9 protein-coding genes and 1 tRNA gene are annotated in these 15,209 nt (G+C 64.2%); 8 read left to right on the forward strand and 2 right to left on the reverse strand.

Annotation, left to right across the window (positions count from 1 at the left end):
- Positions 1–61: 61 nt before the first annotated feature.
- Entirely contained in the window at positions 62–973 is a 912-nt protein-coding gene (locus RDV64_RS17380; RefSeq protein WP_309196224.1) for a LysR substrate-binding domain-containing protein, read from the reverse strand.
- Between the two features lie 147 nt (positions 974–1,120).
- Between RDV64_RS17380 and phnA the strand changes: the two genes are divergently transcribed.
- The 8 genes from phnA (at position 1,121) to RDV64_RS17420 (ending at position 13,890) form a co-directional block, all read left to right on the forward strand.
- On the forward strand, positions 1,121–2,386 hold the full coding sequence (gene phnA, locus RDV64_RS17385; RefSeq protein ID WP_309196225.1) for a phosphonoacetate hydrolase: 1,266 nt from the start codon (positions 1,121–1,123) through the stop codon (positions 2,384–2,386).
- Entirely contained in the window at positions 2,386–3,654 is a 1,269-nt protein-coding gene (locus tag RDV64_RS17390; RefSeq protein WP_309196226.1) for an alkaline phosphatase family protein, read from the forward strand. The genes phnA and RDV64_RS17390 overlap by 1 nt, the downstream gene beginning before the upstream one ends.
- Positions 3,651–5,201, forward strand: coding sequence for an ABC transporter substrate-binding protein (locus RDV64_RS17395; protein WP_309196227.1), 1,551 nt, complete (start codon positions 3,651–3,653; stop codon positions 5,199–5,201). The genes RDV64_RS17390 and RDV64_RS17395 overlap by 4 nt, the downstream gene beginning before the upstream one ends.
- A gap of 7 nt (positions 5,202–5,208) precedes the next feature.
- Positions 5,209–6,069, forward strand: a complete 861-nt coding sequence (locus RDV64_RS17400) for an ABC transporter permease (RefSeq protein WP_309196228.1) — start codon at positions 5,209–5,211, stop codon at positions 6,067–6,069.
- Positions 6,069–6,980, forward strand: coding sequence for an ABC transporter permease (locus RDV64_RS17405; RefSeq protein WP_309196229.1), 912 nt, complete (start codon positions 6,069–6,071; stop codon positions 6,978–6,980). Before RDV64_RS17400 ends, RDV64_RS17405 begins: the two co-directional genes overlap by 1 nt.
- A complete protein-coding gene (locus tag RDV64_RS17410; protein ID WP_309196230.1) occupies positions 6,977–8,578 on the forward strand; it encodes an ABC transporter ATP-binding protein in 1,602 nt (533 codons plus the stop codon). The genes RDV64_RS17405 and RDV64_RS17410 overlap by 4 nt, the downstream gene beginning before the upstream one ends.
- A 150-nt stretch (positions 8,579–8,728) precedes the next feature.
- Positions 8,729–8,818, forward strand: a tRNA-Ser gene (locus tag RDV64_RS17415).
- 713 nt (positions 8,819–9,531) lie between these two features.
- Complete coding sequence (locus RDV64_RS17420) at positions 9,532–13,890, forward strand: hypothetical protein (RefSeq protein ID WP_309196231.1); 4,359 nt, start codon at positions 9,532–9,534, stop codon at positions 13,888–13,890.
- Between the two features lie 33 nt (positions 13,891–13,923).
- Here RDV64_RS17420 and RDV64_RS17425 read toward each other — a convergent pair.
- Positions 13,924–15,035 (reverse strand): IS3 family transposase gene (locus RDV64_RS17425; RefSeq protein ID WP_309195819.1). Its coding sequence is split into 2 segments (ribosomal slippage): positions 13,924–14,786 and positions 14,786–15,035, totalling 1,113 coding nucleotides; the frame shifts between segments, so codons are not numbered across the junction.
- Between the last annotated feature and the right edge of the window lie 174 nt (positions 15,036–15,209).

A 15,209-nucleotide genomic window follows, 5' to 3' on the forward strand; every position in this document is an offset into this window, starting at 1 on the left:
TTGCGGCCCTCGGCGCAGTGGTTCGCGTTGGCGCAGGCAACGGCGCCAGCCAGGGCGCTCCTCAGGATAGTGCGGCTGTGCGTTGGCGGGATATGGGGGCGGGGGTGTTCTGCCACTCGCGCTGCATCCAGCGGGCAAGCGTTTCGGCAGCCTGCGGGTTCTGCCCGTCCGGATTGACGCCGATGGTTTGGCGCGCGCCGGCAATGCGCATTGACGGCCAAGGCTCCACCAGCGCGCCGGACAGGATTTGTGCGGCAAGAAGGTCCACCGGGGCAACAATCGCGCCGATCCCCGAAAGCGCTGCCTCCAGCGCAATGTAAAAGTGCGGATACACCTTTGGTGGACGCTTTGGCGTGCCTTTGAGCGCATGGGTGCACCAGCGGGAGAGATCGCCAGTCCGGGTTGCCGCGTCGACGAAGGCAAGAGATGCGGGGTCTGCGGCGCTGCCGGCAAGAGCGGCAGGCACCAGAAGGCCAAGGCTTTCGGTGTAGAAGGGCCGGGGGCCGAGCCGCTCGGGCAGCGGCTCCGCGCGGCGCACGACAAGATCGTAGCCGAGCGCGTCCCAATCCTCGGTGGTGTGGGTGGGGCGAACTTGAACCCCGATGCCGGGGTGCTCCTGCGCAAACGCCGGCAGGCGCGGCATCAGCCAGCGCATGGCAAAGGTGGCCGGGGCCACCACGGTCAGCGCCGCCTGACCTTTTGAAGCGGACACGTCTGCAAGCGCGGACTCGATCCCGTTCAGGGCGCTTTCCACGGACGCGGCCAGCCGCGCGCCCGCTTCGTTCACAATCATGCCGCGGCGCCGCTCGCAGAACAGATTCATCCCCAGCCATGTCTCCAGCTGCGCCAGTTGCTTGCTGACGGCGCCATGTGTGACCGACAATTGCTCCGCTGCAGCAGATACACTGCCAGTGCGAACAATAGCATCAAGTGCAATTAATGATTTTATCGGCGGAAGTCGTCGTTTTGTCATGTGAATTCAGCTCACATTGGCGGAATTTATTTCGTTTGTAGCTTTGAAGCTATCGAAGTACGCCGCTTGGCAACGAGATGACGTTTCCTCTGCTTGACGGGCATATCTATACGTCATGCACGTAACGGTTTGATAACAGGAGTCCGCATGGCGCTGAGAGAGACCGGCGATGCGCAACGTTCGCGCGCTGTCACCGTCAACGGGCGCCGCTACGCGCTGCCGACCCGCACCACGGCGGTGATCTGCTACGACGGTTGCGATCCGGCCTATGTCGAGGCCGCCCGCGCGGCCGCCATCGTCCCGCACCTTGCGCAGATGATGGACGAGGGCTTTGCCGCCATCGCTGACGCGGCGATGCCCACCTTCACCAACCCCAACAATCTGTCGATCGTCTGCGGGGCGCCGCCCAGCGTTCACGGCATCTCGGGCAATTATTATTTCGATGAAGCCACGGGGCGCGAAACCATGATGGTGGACGCCGAGGGCATGCGCGCCGGCACCATCCTCGCCGCGCTGGCAGGGGCCGGCGCGCGGGTGGCCGCCATCACCGCCAAGGACAAGCTCCTCAAGGCACTCGCGAATGACCTTGATGGGATCGCCTTTTCGGCCGAGCGCGCGGACGACGCGACGCTGGCGCAAAACGGTATCGAGGATGTGACCGGGCTCGTCGGCCGCGCAGCGCCCTCGCAGTACGACCCCGACCTGTCGCTGTTCGTGCTGGATGCCGGTGTCCGGCTGATCGAGGCGGGCAGGGTGGACGTCGCCTATCTCTCGCTGTCCGATCTGGTGCAGCATTCCCACGCGCCGGGGTCGGGTGGCGCCAACGCCTTCATGGCCGCGGTGGACCAGCGCGTTGGTGCGCTGATTGCCGCGGGCGCCACGGTCGGCATTGTCGCCGACCATGGCATGAACGACATGGCGCATGGCGATGGTAGGGCCCGCGTGGCCTATGTGGCCGACGCGCTGGACGCCACATTCGGCCCAGGACGAACGCGGGTGATCTGCCCGATCACCGATCCGTTCGTGCGCCACCACGGCGCGCTCGGCGGGTTCGTTCGCATCCACGTGACCGACGCTGCGGTGGACCCTGCAGCAGTGCTGGCTGCGGTCGGCGCGATTGCCGGCGTGGGCCGGGTGCTGCCCGGCGCCGAGGCGGCGGCGGAATTCGAGATGCCGCCGGAGCGCGAGGGGGCAGCGGTGGCCATTGCCGCGCCCGGTTACGCCCTGGGTGCCCACGCCGCCGACCACGACCTTTCGGCGCTGGCGGGAACGCGGCTGCGCTCGCACGGCGGGCTGGCGGAGCGGCGCGTGCCGTTCATCCTCTCCCGGCCGCTGAATGCTGCGTACCAGCAGAAAACCGCCAACCTGCGCAACTACGACATCTTCGACTTTGCCCTGAACGGGGTCGTCTGATGGCCCGTGCGATTGCGCTCATTCTGGACGGTCTGCGGCGCGACCTCATTTCGCCAGAGACGACGCCCAACCTCGTGCGCTTTGCGGACAAGGCCTCGCGCTTTGCCGCCCACCGCTCGGTGTTCCCGTCCGCCACGCGGGTGGTTTCGGCAGCTTTTGCAACCGGCTGCCAGCCGGGCCGCAACGGTCTGCGCGGCAACACGGTCGCGCTTCGGGACAACGGGCGCCTCGCCTTGTTCGACGTCGGCAAGCCAGAGTTCTTCGAGACCAAGCGCCGCCTCACCGGTGCCACCCTCACCATGCCGACAATGGCCGAGCGGCTGGCCGGTTGCGGCGGCGTGGTGGTGTTCAACAACGTGTCGCCGGGCGCTGCCTATGCGCATGATCCCGATGGCCACGGCACGATCTATCACCGCGCCGGCTCGCGCGGACCGGGCTTCGAGCCGGTGGCGGAGCCGCTCGACATCAAGAGCGGGATCGACGGCGACAGGACAATGGCGGCCCGCTTCATCGACGAGGTGGTGAACGGCGATGCGGCCCTCGGTGTCCTGTGGCTTTCCGAGCCGGACACCGTCCAGCATTCCGTTCCGCTGGGGTCCCCGGCGCACCTCAGGGTCCTGCGCGAGGCGGACGCCATCGCCGGGGAGGTAATGGCCGCCGTTGCTGCGCGCGATGAGGACATTCTCCTCATCGTTGGCTCCGACCATGGCCACCAGAGCGTTGGCGAGATCGTCGATATCGCGGCCTTTCTGGCCGCAAAGGGGCTGCTGGAGCCCGGTGACGACATCGTGATCGCGCCCAATGGCACCGGCGCCGTCATCTACGTCGGCCCCGGACATGCGGAGCGGATTGCAGCGCTCCACGCGGTCATTGCATCGGCGCCATGGGCCGGGGCGGTCTACGCCGGATCGCGCCTTGCCGAAATCGGCCTCGAGGCGACGGGCGGGCTCGCCATTGCCGTTTCCATGCGCTCGCGCGAGCTGACCAACATCTACGGCGTTCCAGGCATCAGCGCCGCCGTCAAACCGGCCGCCGGCAAGCCGGACCGCCTTGGTTGCGGCCAGCACGGCGGCCTTGGGACGTATGAGCAGTCCCCCTTTCTCATGATTTCCGGGCGCGGCTTCGCGCCCGGGATCCTGCGCGGGGAGGCGACCTCCATCGTCGACCTTGCGCCCACCATTCTCGCCCATCTCGGCAGGCCCCGGACGGACCTCGACGGGCGCGAACTCCAAGTCACTTCGGAACCCGACGGAGACCAACGGCCATGACCCATACGCTCTTCCGCCTCAACCGCCGCGCACTGTTGATTGGTGCTGCAACCGCAGCGCTCTTCACCGCAGCGCCCGTGTTCGCGCAGGATACTGCCCCCAGCCACGGCGGCGTTCTCAACTACGCAACCCTCGGGCTCGACACGTCCGACCCCCACCGCCACACCGGCTCCATTGCGGTGCAGCAGCTTTATGTGGAGGCGCTGACCTCCATCGGTGCCGACGGCCGCATCGAGCCGTTCCTTGCCGAAAACATCGACGTGTCGGCCGACGGCAAGACCTACACCTTCACCCTGCGGGACGGTGTGACCTTCCACAACGGCGATCCGCTGACCGCAGACGCCGTGGTGGCCAACATCGAGCGCGTGCGCACCAACGTCACCGGCGGTTGGCTGGCATCGGCCATGAAGCTGGTGGGCGCGGTGTCGGCGACGGACGAGCGCACCGTGGTCCTCACCATGACCGAGCCCTATGCCCCGCTGGTGGCGCTGCTCTCCGAACTGTGGATCGTGTCGCCGGCCTCCGATGGCTGGGATGCCACCATCACCACCCCCATCGGGACCGGCCCGTTCACCTTCGGCGAATGGAAGCCGCAGGTGAGCCTTACCGCGCCGGCCTTCGACAATTACTGGCGCGGCGATGATCTGCCCTACCTCGCCGCGGTGAACGTCAACCTGCGCGAAGACATCGACAAGGCCAACGCCCTGCGCGCCGGTGACCTCGACATCGTCAACGTCGACCGCGACGTTGCGCGCCGCCTTGCGCAGGACCCGGACATCCGCACGTCGACCCTGAAAGACTCGACCTGGTACTTTGCCGCGTTCAACAACCGCAATCCGCGTCCGCCGTTCGACAACCCGGCTGTGCGCGACGCGATCATGACCGCCATCGACAAGACGGCATTCATGAACTTCCTTGCGCCGGCAACCGGCGTCCTCAGCAACCAGATGGTGATGCCTGGCCACGTCTACTACGACGACGCCATGGGTGAGGCCGACGCCTACAAGAACGCCGACGTCGACAAGGCCAAGGCGATGCTTGCCGATGCGGGCGTCGATCCGGCCGCAATCACCATCGACCTCGTGTCCTGGCAGGAGAACTACCCGCAGGTGGTGGTCCAGATGCTGCGCCAGCTCGGCTTCAAGGTGGAGCATTCCGCGCTTGACGATCTCGGCGCGCAGAACCGCCTCGGGCAGTACGACTGGGACATGTCGGTGATGGCGTCCGGCCCGCGGGCGGACATTTTCCTGCGCTTCGTTCGCCTGATGAGCGATGGCCCGAACCCCGTGTTGTGGGGCGGCATCCAGGACGAAGATCTGGATGCGCTGATCAAGGCGGCGGTTGCCGAAAGCGACGAGGCCAAGCGCAAGGAACTCTACACGAAGGCGTTCCAGCATGTGCTCGACAAGGACTATCTGATGGTCCTCGGCCATGCCCCCAACGCCATTGCCATGCGCGAAGAGGTGCAGGGCTATGAGCCGGGCTTCACCTGGTCGCCGAACTGGGTGAGCGGCGGCATTGCGCAGACCTGGCTCGTCAAGGACTGAGCGCACCATGTCCCTTGCGATTGACATGAAGGGCCGCCGGGAGACCGGCGGCCGGATACCGGTCCTGATCGCAGGGGCCGTCGTTCTGGCCGTTGTCCTGATTGCCGCGTTCGCGCCGTGGATCGCGCCCTACGATCCGTTCGCGCAGGATCTGATGCACCTCAACAAGGGCCCGGGGGCAGCGCATCTCCTGGGCACGGACCAGATCGGGCGGGATGTGTTCTCCCGTCTCGTCATGGGCGCGCGGCAGACGCTGGAAGTCGGCGTCGGCGGCACGCTGATCGCATTTCTCATCGGCGGGGCGCTGGGGCTGGTTGGCATGGCGCTGGGACGGGCGGGCGAGCTTGCCGTCTTCGCCTTCATCGACCTCGTGCGCGCGGTGCCGGGCATCCTTCTGGCGCTCCTCATCATTGTCGCGGTGGGTGAGGGGACGGGGCCGGTCACCTTTGCGCTCGGTGTCTCGTTCGCGCCGTTCTTCGCCTACGTTGCCCGCGCCACCTACAAGCGCGAGGCCGCGCAGGATTATGTGCGCGTTGCCGGCCTTTTCGGCGGCGGGCGGATGCATGTGCTGCGGCTTCACATCGTGCCCAACGTTCTGGGAAGCCTGACCACGCAGGCGGCCATCATCCTGCCGCGCTGCATCGTGACGGAATCGGTGCTGAGCTTTCTCGGCCTCGGCTCCTCGCCGGACGCCCCCACCTGGGGCCGGATGATCTCCGACGGCAGCCGCTACATGGAGGTCGCCCCCCACGCGATCCTTGCACCGGTGTTCGCGCTGATCGCGCTGACGGTCAGCCTCCTCATTCTGGGTGATGCCCTGCGTGAGCGGTTCGATCCGCTGCGGCACGGCGCGGCGGGAGACCGGTGATGGCAAGACCGGGACGGCTGGTCCTGGCGTTCTTGCGCATGGCGGCGCAGGCGGCGGGCATTGTGGTCATCGTGTTCCTCATGTGCCGCGTGGCGCCGGGCGACGCGGTGGACAGGCTCGCGCTGGAGGGCAACCTCACCGCCGCGCAGGAAACCGAACTCCGCCGCGAAATGGGGCTCGACAAGCCCATTCTCACCGACCTGACCGATTGGGCCGGCGCCGCACTCACGGGTGATTTCGGCAAGTCGCTGCGCTACAACCGCCCGGTGGCGGACATGCTTGCCACAGCGCTCCCCACCACGTTGACGCTGGCATTCGGTTCCTTCGTTCTGGGCCTTGCCATTGCCGTCGGCCTTTCGGTGTCGGCAGCTGTGACCGGAAACCGGGTGCTTGCGGGGCTGGTGAACCTCGTCAACGTCTGGTCGATCGCACTCCCGACCTTCTGCGTCGGGGTGGTGGGAATTCTCGTCTTCTCCATCTGGCTCGGCTGGCTGCCGGTCATCGGCGCTCTGGCGCTCCCCATCGTGATCATCGGCATCGACAATGCCGGGCAGATCGGCAAGCCGCTGTTCGAGGAACTGCGCGAGGCGGCCACCTCGGCCCACGTGCGCACGGCACGGGCCAAGGGTCTGAAGCGGCCGCGGATTGCGTTCTTCCACCTAATGCCCACCGCGCTGCCGGTGGCGCTGGCGCTCTCCGGCCTGGTGCTGGCCGGGCTGGTGGCGGGCACGCTGACGATGGAAATCCTGTTCGGTCTGCCCGGCCTCGGCAGCCTGATGCTGAATGCCATCCATGGCCGTGACTATCCGGTAGTGCAGGCCGCAATCACCGTGATTGCCGTGTCGCTGGTGGTCATCAACGCCGTGATCGACCTCATCCACCGTGCCGTAGATCCAAGGCTTTCCCGATGACCACGCCATTGCTCGATGTGAAGAACCTCACGGTGCGCGCGGGCGGTGCCGTGATCGTGGACAACGTGTCGTTTGCGCTGGCTCGCGGCAGGACACTCGCCATTGTGGGGGAATCCGGGTCCGGCAAGTCGACGCTGGCGCTTTCGGTACTCGGCCTTCTGCCGGGTGGCCTCCGCGCCGATCCGGCCTCCGATGTCCGCTTTGACGGGGTGCCGCTGCCGCTTGGCAACGAGCGTGCGATGCGGGCCCTGCGCGGCCTGCGCATCGGCGTGATCTTTCAGGACCCGATGGCGTCACTCAACCCGTTCATGCGGGTTGGCGGGCAGATTGGCGAGGCGCTCGGCCGGGCAGGGGTGGCGCGCGATGTTGCGGCGCGCACCCGTGCGCTCCTCAAGGAGGTGGAGCTGGACGCGGACATGGCAGGGCGCCACCCGCACGAGCTCTCCGGCGGGCAGCAGCAGCGTGTGATGATTGCAATGGCGCTGGCAGGCGGGCCCGACCTTCTGGTCGCAGACGAGCCGACCAGCGCCCTCGACACCGCAACCACCAGCGAAATTGTCGCGCTGCTGGACCGTTTGCAGCGGGAGCGGCAGATGGCGACGCTGTTCATCAGCCATGACCTCGGCCTTGCCGCGACGGCAGACCATGTGGCGATGCTGGACAATGGCCGCATTGTCGAAACCGGCCCGGCGCGACGGGTGCTGGATGCTCCACGTGAGCCGTCCACGCAGCGTCTTGTCGCAGCGCGGCAGATGCTGGCGACGCCGCGGCCGCCGGAGGGCGCGGCGGGCGAGGTGCGGGCCCGTGCAGAGGGGCTTGGCGTAAACTATCCGGCCCGGCGCCTGTTTGCGGCGCCGGTGCGTGCGGTGGCGGCCGCAAGTGCCGTGCTGCAAGCCGGCCGAACGCTCGGAATTCTGGGCCGCTCCGGCTCCGGCAAGAGCACGTTTGCGCAGGCGCTGGCGGCCATGCGCAAGCCCAGCAGCGGCACGGTGCATCTTCTGGGTGCAGACCTTACTGCCACCAGTCGCGGCCTTCCGCAGGCACAGCGGCGGGCCGTCCAGTTCGTGTTCCAGAACCCGCAAGGTGCGCTCAACCCGCGGCTGACGGTGGGCCGGGCGATGGCCGAACCGCTGCGCCTTGCCGGCCGGCGCGAAGGGCTCGACGCTTCGGTGGCCGCAGCCCTTGCCGAAGTTGGCCTTCCGGGCGCCATGGCGGCGCGCTACCCCCATCAGCTTTCGGGCGGCCAGCGGCAACGGGTGTGCATTGCGCGGGCGTTGCTCTGCGACCCGGCGGTGCTGATCTGCGACGAGGTTGTCTCCTCACTCGACATGAGCGTTCAGGCCGAGATCCTTGCGCTGCTCGTGCGCCTTCAACGCGAACGATGCTTTGCCATGGCCTTCATCGGCCATGACGTCGACGTCGTGCGCTGGATTGCCGACGAGATTGTTGTGATGCACGGCGGCGTTATCGTCGACCGCTGCACGCCGGACCTTTTGTATGGCCCGAACCGTCACGAACAAACACGCCGTCTCGTCATCAACGCAGCACCGCCGCACGCGACCCGTGAAGACCGTGCCCCGCTCGCAGCCGCCGTCTGACTGCACGGGTTCGCGCCGCTGCATCGCCTGCTTGCCGACACCTCCGCTCACATGCTACCCGGCATTGCCGAAGACGACGTTTGCTTGTTCCTTTTTGCGAAGTTGAAAGTCGGCACTCGGGGCATCAGACACGACAGCGTTTTTGAATACGGATGGGTGGCCGAGTGGTTTAAGGCACCGGTCTTGAAAACCGGCGTGCGGGAGACCGTACCGTGGGTTCGAATCCCACCCCATCCGCCACTCAGCGAGTTCGAACGGTTCTCTGCTCCTCCATCGAGCGCCGAAAACGCCACGGGGCGCGGCGTCGTTGCGCCGAAGCTGTTGACTACACAATCGGCGGAACGAGGTGAATTCGCTCTCTCCGGGGCAACATTCTCTCAAGCTGTTGACTACGCCATCTTAGTCAACAGCTTTGGTAGGCCCGGATTTCGTGCGTTTTTCGGCGAGCGGCCGATCGCTGTTTTGCATTCTCGATCGGTAGGGGGCTGGGCGCCCAAATCGAAATTGCGACCAAGCTGAGGTCCGCAGTTGACCCATAGCTGCCCCTCGGCTGCCCTTTCAGCGACGTCCGCTTTGCGCCCCATTTCGGTCGTTCAGCCTGTAATGGGGAATGCTTAAAAGCGGACATTACTGTCACATGGACGGAATGGCCGCCTCCCCGGATTTATTGTGGCGTTCCCAAGTCCTCCGTCCACAGCAGGGATCGCCAAGAGCAGACTGCAGCTGGTGACGCTCATTGCGCCGGAATGTCGGAAAATGCGAACATGCGTTTGTTTGCGGAAAATGTCTAAACAAGAGACTGATGCCACGGCTCAATGGTCGTTGGTGCCAAGCCGCATAGCTTGTCGAGTTTATGCTGTGAACAATTCTTTGGTAAATCATACACCTTGCCCAATTTCTTCGTCAGCGCTGGCGCGCTTAGGAGCGAGCATATACGCTTTGCTGAGATGAAAATGCGTTCGTCCGCTCCGCTACCAAGTTACCCCAAGGTCTCGCAGAATCCGCAGGACGAGCATTCGTTTTGGGAGCTCGGATCACGACGGTTCGAGCAATTTGCGCGCGCACTCCATGAAGCTCAGCCTGAGATTCTCAGTACGAACCTATACGGTCCCGATGGACAGGAGCAGTTCGGTGCTGATCACATAGCGTTTCATCGACACGACCCAGCGCCTTATCTTGAAGTTGGTCAGGCCAAGGCCGAACGCCGGTTCGGACCAATTGGCATCCGTGCCGCCGCTGGCAGGTTTTTGAAGCATTGGGACAGCCATTGGCGGGAAAAGGACGTTCGTCACTTCATCCTATTCGTTGGATGCTCGATCAAAAGCCGTCAGGCGAGTGACGAGATCATCGCCCAAACCCAGAATTTTGCAGCCCTTGGCATTCAATTTTCTGTGTGGGATTCGTCCCAAATCTATGATCGTCTTCCCGGCGCTAATGTCGCAGTTAGAGCCTATCTCGGCCAAAACTGGTATGAACGAATATTCGGCAAGCCCACCGGGCCACTTACCGGCTTGCAGCAGGCTCTCGAGCGCGGTTGGGACCTCAGCGCAGTCAGCCTTCAACATTATGTAACCCGCCTCAATCAGGCCGAGACAGGAGAAATTGCCGAGCTCAAGCGGCGTGCGAGGCGGGGAGAGACGCTCCGCGTTATCGCGGAACTCGAAAGTGCGTTGCGCTCCGAAGCCGTCGAAGCGCTGAGCGCGAGCGTTAGAGCGGGAAAGCTGCGGCTTTTAGCCGGACTGCTTATTCCCTCGGAAGACTTCACCCGGGTACGACGGCTGCTCGATCAAGCCGACGCGCTCGAAGGCGAGTCGATCAGGCTGCGAGCAATTTTAACTCTCGAAGAGCTTGGTCCACAGCCGCTGCTGGACGGGGTATCGGCTGACGATATGGCAGAGTTGGCCGAGGTGCGCGCCGCGGCGCTGCTTCGTCAGGGTCGATCACAGGCCGCTTACGACGAGTTAGCAGTCCATATCGATGGGGATGACGCTCGGGCAGAGACCCTTCGTCTCGCCGCTTTGGCAAAGCTGGTGGCTAATGATCGCGAAGCGGCGGTCGCTCTGGCAGAGCGGGCTCTGGCCCGCGAACCCGATACACGTGCCTGTCAGCAGGCGCTCGCCATCTGCCAGTTTCAACGCGCCTTGGCACCATCGGTCGAAATTGCTGTCGGCGAGTGGCCACCGCCCATCGATCAGCCTTTGGTCCGGCTGTCGGATGCGGCTCGAGCGGACTTGGAGAAGGCCGATTCCCTTCTCAGTGCGTTGATAGCCGATCCTGCCTTGGACGCGCACCGTTCTATGGTCATGTGGCACTTCGGCGTCCTGGCTTGCATGCCTTGGCGTCACGCAGTGACGACGCAGCGGTTGGCTCAGCTACAGGCCGATGGGGCGCTTCCGACGCCGCTCATCGCATGGGCACTCTCGCGAGCCTTGCCGTTCGACAGGAGGGCCGCCATCGCGCAATGCGACGCTGATCTCGACTCTGATCCCGATGATTTCGAGACCCTGTTTATCCGCGTGGCGCTCGCAAACGCGGATCGCGACTTCGCGTGCGCACGTCAAATTCTTCAAACACGTTCAGACGCCTTGGAGGCTGCTGGCCATGCGGAGGTGCGAGATTATTGGCTTGCCGTCATCAACATGGAGACACATCGCTTACCAGCCGAGAGCGCGCTCGACGCGCATCCCTGGCTCCGACTTCGCCGAGCCATGGAGATCCGTCGGAAGAAGCGGAGACGCGTCGCTATCGCTTCGGTCCTGGACGAGCAGCTCGCCGGCAGTAGCGATCCACGCGTCATTCTGGCGGCCACGCAGTTGCTGCTCGAGGCTGGCTGGCATAAAAGCGCTGTTAAGGCGGCACCCTATCTCATTGAAAGAATTGGCACCGCCGAGGCCGTGGCGGCAGCCGCGCATGCCTACTATCGAAATGGGCAGCCGTCTCAAGTTCTATCAACGCTTGAGCATCTGCACGCTTTCCCGGGCGGAACGCTCCCTGTTCAACTGGAAAGGCTGCGGGCGAATAGTCTCGCCGCCAAAGGTGAGTTGATCGGCGCACGAGATCTCAGTCTGTTGATCGCCCAATCGACGAAACGGCCTGAGGATCTGTGGCGCTCGATCGAGCTTCAGCTGGCGATTGGAGCGGCGCCGGAAGCTCTGGCGCTGTACGAACAACATATTGCGGACTTGGCGCAGCCATCGCCGGGGCACATAGCCTTGGCGCGCGCTGTCATGCAGTCGCATCCCGATGCGGCGATGCGCATCACTCGCGATATTTCTGCCGACGCTCCCGATGAGTATGTGACGGCAGCCTTCGATCTGGCGCTCAAGCTGAAAATGGCGGCCGAACAGCGCGTGCTAACGGGCCGCCTCGAACAACTGGGCGCGCAAGGACGCGGCGGCGTCAAGCGTTTCTCGATCGACGACATCGTGAGGATGATGCAGGAGCGCCGCGAGCAGGTAGAGCGGACGTTCGAACTGTACGCTAAAGGGCACGCGCCGGTCTATGTTCTGGCGAGTTTTCGACAGGAAGCGCTGGCCTCTATCTATCTTGGTCCGCTCCTCAAGGCACCCGAACCCACGGAGAACCGGGCGGTTCTCTCGGCCCGCTACGGTCGGCGTATGGAGGATGACCCGTGGCCGGAAAATCGCGCGGATGTGCGACTTCTGGTCGACCTCACGGCGCTACTGACAGCGCACGGGCTCGGAATTCTGGAACTCGCCGAACGCGCCTTTGCGCCGCTCTGGATTGCGCCGGAAGCCGTTCCTGCCATGCTGGCGTTACGATCGGCCAGCGAGATCGCACAACCTGAACGCGTTGACGCTATGCGCGCCGTTCTGGCGCGTCTCGCTGGTGGAGAGCTTCACGATCGGGCGCAGCTATCTGCGGCCGATACCTTTCACGTGCTCTGGGACGGTGATGGCGGAGAGCCAAATTCTACCTTGTCCTTCCATCGCCTGTTCGACGTCTTAGCGAAGCAGCTCGGGAAACGAGCCGGGGAGAAAGCGCGCGATACATTAGGTACAACTCTCGACGCCGCTGCTGTTGGTGCAACCCCTCCGAATGGCGCAGTCGTCACGCTCGACCAGGGCATCGCCGTAACCTTGGAACAGGCCAATCTCCTCGGCGCCTTGTGCGCGCAGTTTCAGGTTGGCATCCAGGAAAGCGAGATCGCTGAGGTCCGCGTAACGATTGTTGATGCGGATCGGCGGCTGGCAACCGTAGAGAGTCTCTCTGCCCTTATTGGTAAAATCCGCGTCGGTCTCGAAGACGGCACCTACAAGAGCGTGCCGGTTCGCGATGTTCAGCACCCGGAGCATGCGGGGCGTAGCTTCATGCAACTCCTCCAGTCGCTGGCGTCGGACGGAGGGATCGCATGGGTCGACGACCGCTATACCTCGTCAATTAACAATCAGGCATTCCGGATCGCGACTACGGTCGAAATTCTCGACGCACTTCTTCGATATGGGCGGCTGACGGGGAGTCAGCTTGACGGTTTTCGGCAGCGCCTACGTGCCGCGCGCTGGCTTTTCATGCCGCTGCGGGGCGATGAGATCGCCGGCTTCATGCGACGGGCGGTGCGACATGCCCAGCTTCGAGAAACCGAAGACCTCGCAGTCATTCGCCGGTCCATTGGCGAGGCCCTCATCCATCGCCGGCGTTTGCAATGGCCCGAGCCGACAGCGGTCGAACACGGTATCAAGGGCGAGGTACCCTTCTTGCTCGATTCCGAACATGCGATAATCCAAGCCCTCGCAGCTATATGGAACGACGATAGCTGGACCGTTGGCGATGCGGAGGTCGCATCGGCCTGGATCGTCGATACGCTGGAGATGAGCCTCATCCCCATGCTGGTTTTGGCGGCCGGGGATCCTCGATCTGACAGCCTGCTCGGTACCCACCTCGGCTGGTTGGCGCTCGTCGCCATCCAGATATTTTCAGGCAAGAGGTCCGAGCAGCAGCAACGCGCATATCTCGACTGGTTATGGCGGCATGTGCTTGCAAACGCGCTGAGAGTCCGCCCTGAAATACGCAGCGGCCTTGAAGAGATGATCGAACGCCATTTGACGCGGACCGACGACGGACTAATGGAAGATCGCCTTTGGCTGGCGCTGTCGGGGCGGGTCCTGAACGCCATGCCGCTACCGCTGCGTGTGTCGCTGCTTCAACGTCCCAGTATGCGTAACGCCCTCAATCTCCCTGATCACGGGCAGATAACGGTCGACGGTTTCGACTTCGACGAGCGGGAAATTTTGGGACGCTATCGTCAACGCCGCTGTTGGTCTGGTCAAGGAACTGAAGACGATTCGCGATGAAGCGGCGTGACGTTGCCCCAGAAGTGTCCCCGCTCATAGCTGGACTCTGTTCGTGTTGTGGTCCCATCGGGACCGGGTTGCAAACTCGTTCGGGGTGAGGCCGCCCAGGCTGGTGTGCGGCCTGTCGTGGTTGTAGTCGGTGCGCCATTCCTCAATGATGCGGCGAGCGCCCGGAAGGCTGCGGAAGAGATGCTCGTTGAGGCACTCATCGCGGAAGCGACCGTTCAGGCTCTCTACGAAGCCGTTCTGCATCGGCTTGCCGGGCGCGATGTAGTGCCAATTGACGCGGCGGTCCTCCTGCCATTCGAGGATGGCATGGGAGGTCAGCTCGGTGCCGTTGTCGCTGACGATCGTGAGCGGCTTGCCGCGACTGACGATCAGGCGGTCGAGTTCCCGTGCCACGCGAGCCCCCGACAGTGATGTGTCGACAACGAGCGTCAGGCACTGGCGGGTGAAGTCGTCGAGCACCACCAGCACACGGAAGCGGCGCCCGTCGCTGAGCTGGTCGGAGACAAAGTCGAGGCTCCAGCGCTGGTTTGGTCCTCGCGGCAAGGTCATTGGCGCCCGCGTTCCGATGGCACGTTTTCGGCCGCCGCGCCGTCGTACACTCAGCCTCTCCTCGCGGTATAGGCGGAACAGCTTCTTGTGGTTCACCTCGATACCCTCGCGCCGCAAAAGGATATGCAGCCGCCGATAGCCGAACCGGCGCCGTTCGTTCGCCAGCGTTTTCAGGCGTTGGCGCACCGTCGCATCGTCCGGCCGCTGCGACCGGTAGCGGTAAGTCCTTGGATGCATCCCGATCAGGGCACAGGCGCGCCGCTGGGAATACCCCTTCTTTTCAATCGCCCAACTCACGAAGCCTCTCCGTGCGCTGGGCGTCAGAAGTTTTTTCCCAGAGCGTCCCGCAGCGTCGCCACATCGAGCATCTGTTCGGCGAGAAGCTTCTTCAGGCGGCCGTTCTCATCTTCCAGCGCCTTCAGCCGCCTGGCTTCAGACACTTCCATTCCGCCGTAGCGCTTGCGCCACGTGTAGAACGTCGCGTCGCTGATCCCGTGCTTGCGGCACAGCTCCGACACACCGATCCCCGCGGCATGCTCCTTCAGGACCGCGATGATCTGCTCTTCGCTGAAGCGGCTCTTCTTCATCTCCGTCTCCTTCTGACGGAGTCCAGTTCAGACCGAGGACATTCCAAGGGGCAACGTCAGGCGACCGTCGAATGGATTGAGAGCGACGACGATCCTCACCTGAAGCTGACGGTCGGTCGGAGAAAGATGCGGCTCGACGCTTGGCCGCGTCGGGTTGCGAGCGAGGACGCCACT

The sequence above is a fragment of the Acuticoccus sp. MNP-M23 genome (genome assembly GCF_031195445.1).
Taxonomy (GTDB): domain Bacteria; phylum Pseudomonadota; class Alphaproteobacteria; order Rhizobiales; family Amorphaceae; genus Acuticoccus.

What these genes read in the sequence shown, in the direction of transcription:
- RDV64_RS17405 (WP_309196229.1), top strand. Translation starts at nt 6,069, where the DNA reads ATGGCAAGACCGGGACGGCTGGTCCTGGCGTTCTTGCGCATGGCGGCG.
- RDV64_RS17395 (WP_309196227.1), top strand. Translation starts at nt 3,651, where the DNA reads ATGACCCATACGCTCTTCCGCCTCAACCGCCGCGCACTGTTGATTGGT.
- RDV64_RS17410 (WP_309196230.1), top strand. Translation starts at nt 6,977, where the DNA reads ATGACCACGCCATTGCTCGATGTGAAGAACCTCACGGTGCGCGCGGGC.
- RDV64_RS17390 (WP_309196226.1), top strand. Translation starts at nt 2,386, where the DNA reads ATGGCCCGTGCGATTGCGCTCATTCTGGACGGTCTGCGGCGCGACCTC.
- phnA (WP_309196225.1), top strand. Translation starts at nt 1,121, where the DNA reads ATGGCGCTGAGAGAGACCGGCGATGCGCAACGTTCGCGCGCTGTCACC.
- RDV64_RS17420 (WP_309196231.1), top strand. Translation starts at nt 9,532, where the DNA reads ATGCGTTCGTCCGCTCCGCTACCAAGTTACCCCAAGGTCTCGCAGAAT.
- RDV64_RS17400 (WP_309196228.1), top strand. Translation starts at nt 5,209, where the DNA reads ATGTCCCTTGCGATTGACATGAAGGGCCGCCGGGAGACCGGCGGCCGG.
- RDV64_RS17380 (WP_309196224.1), bottom strand. Translation starts at nt 973, where the DNA reads ATGACAAAACGACGACTTCCGCCGATAAAATCATTAATTGCACTTGAT.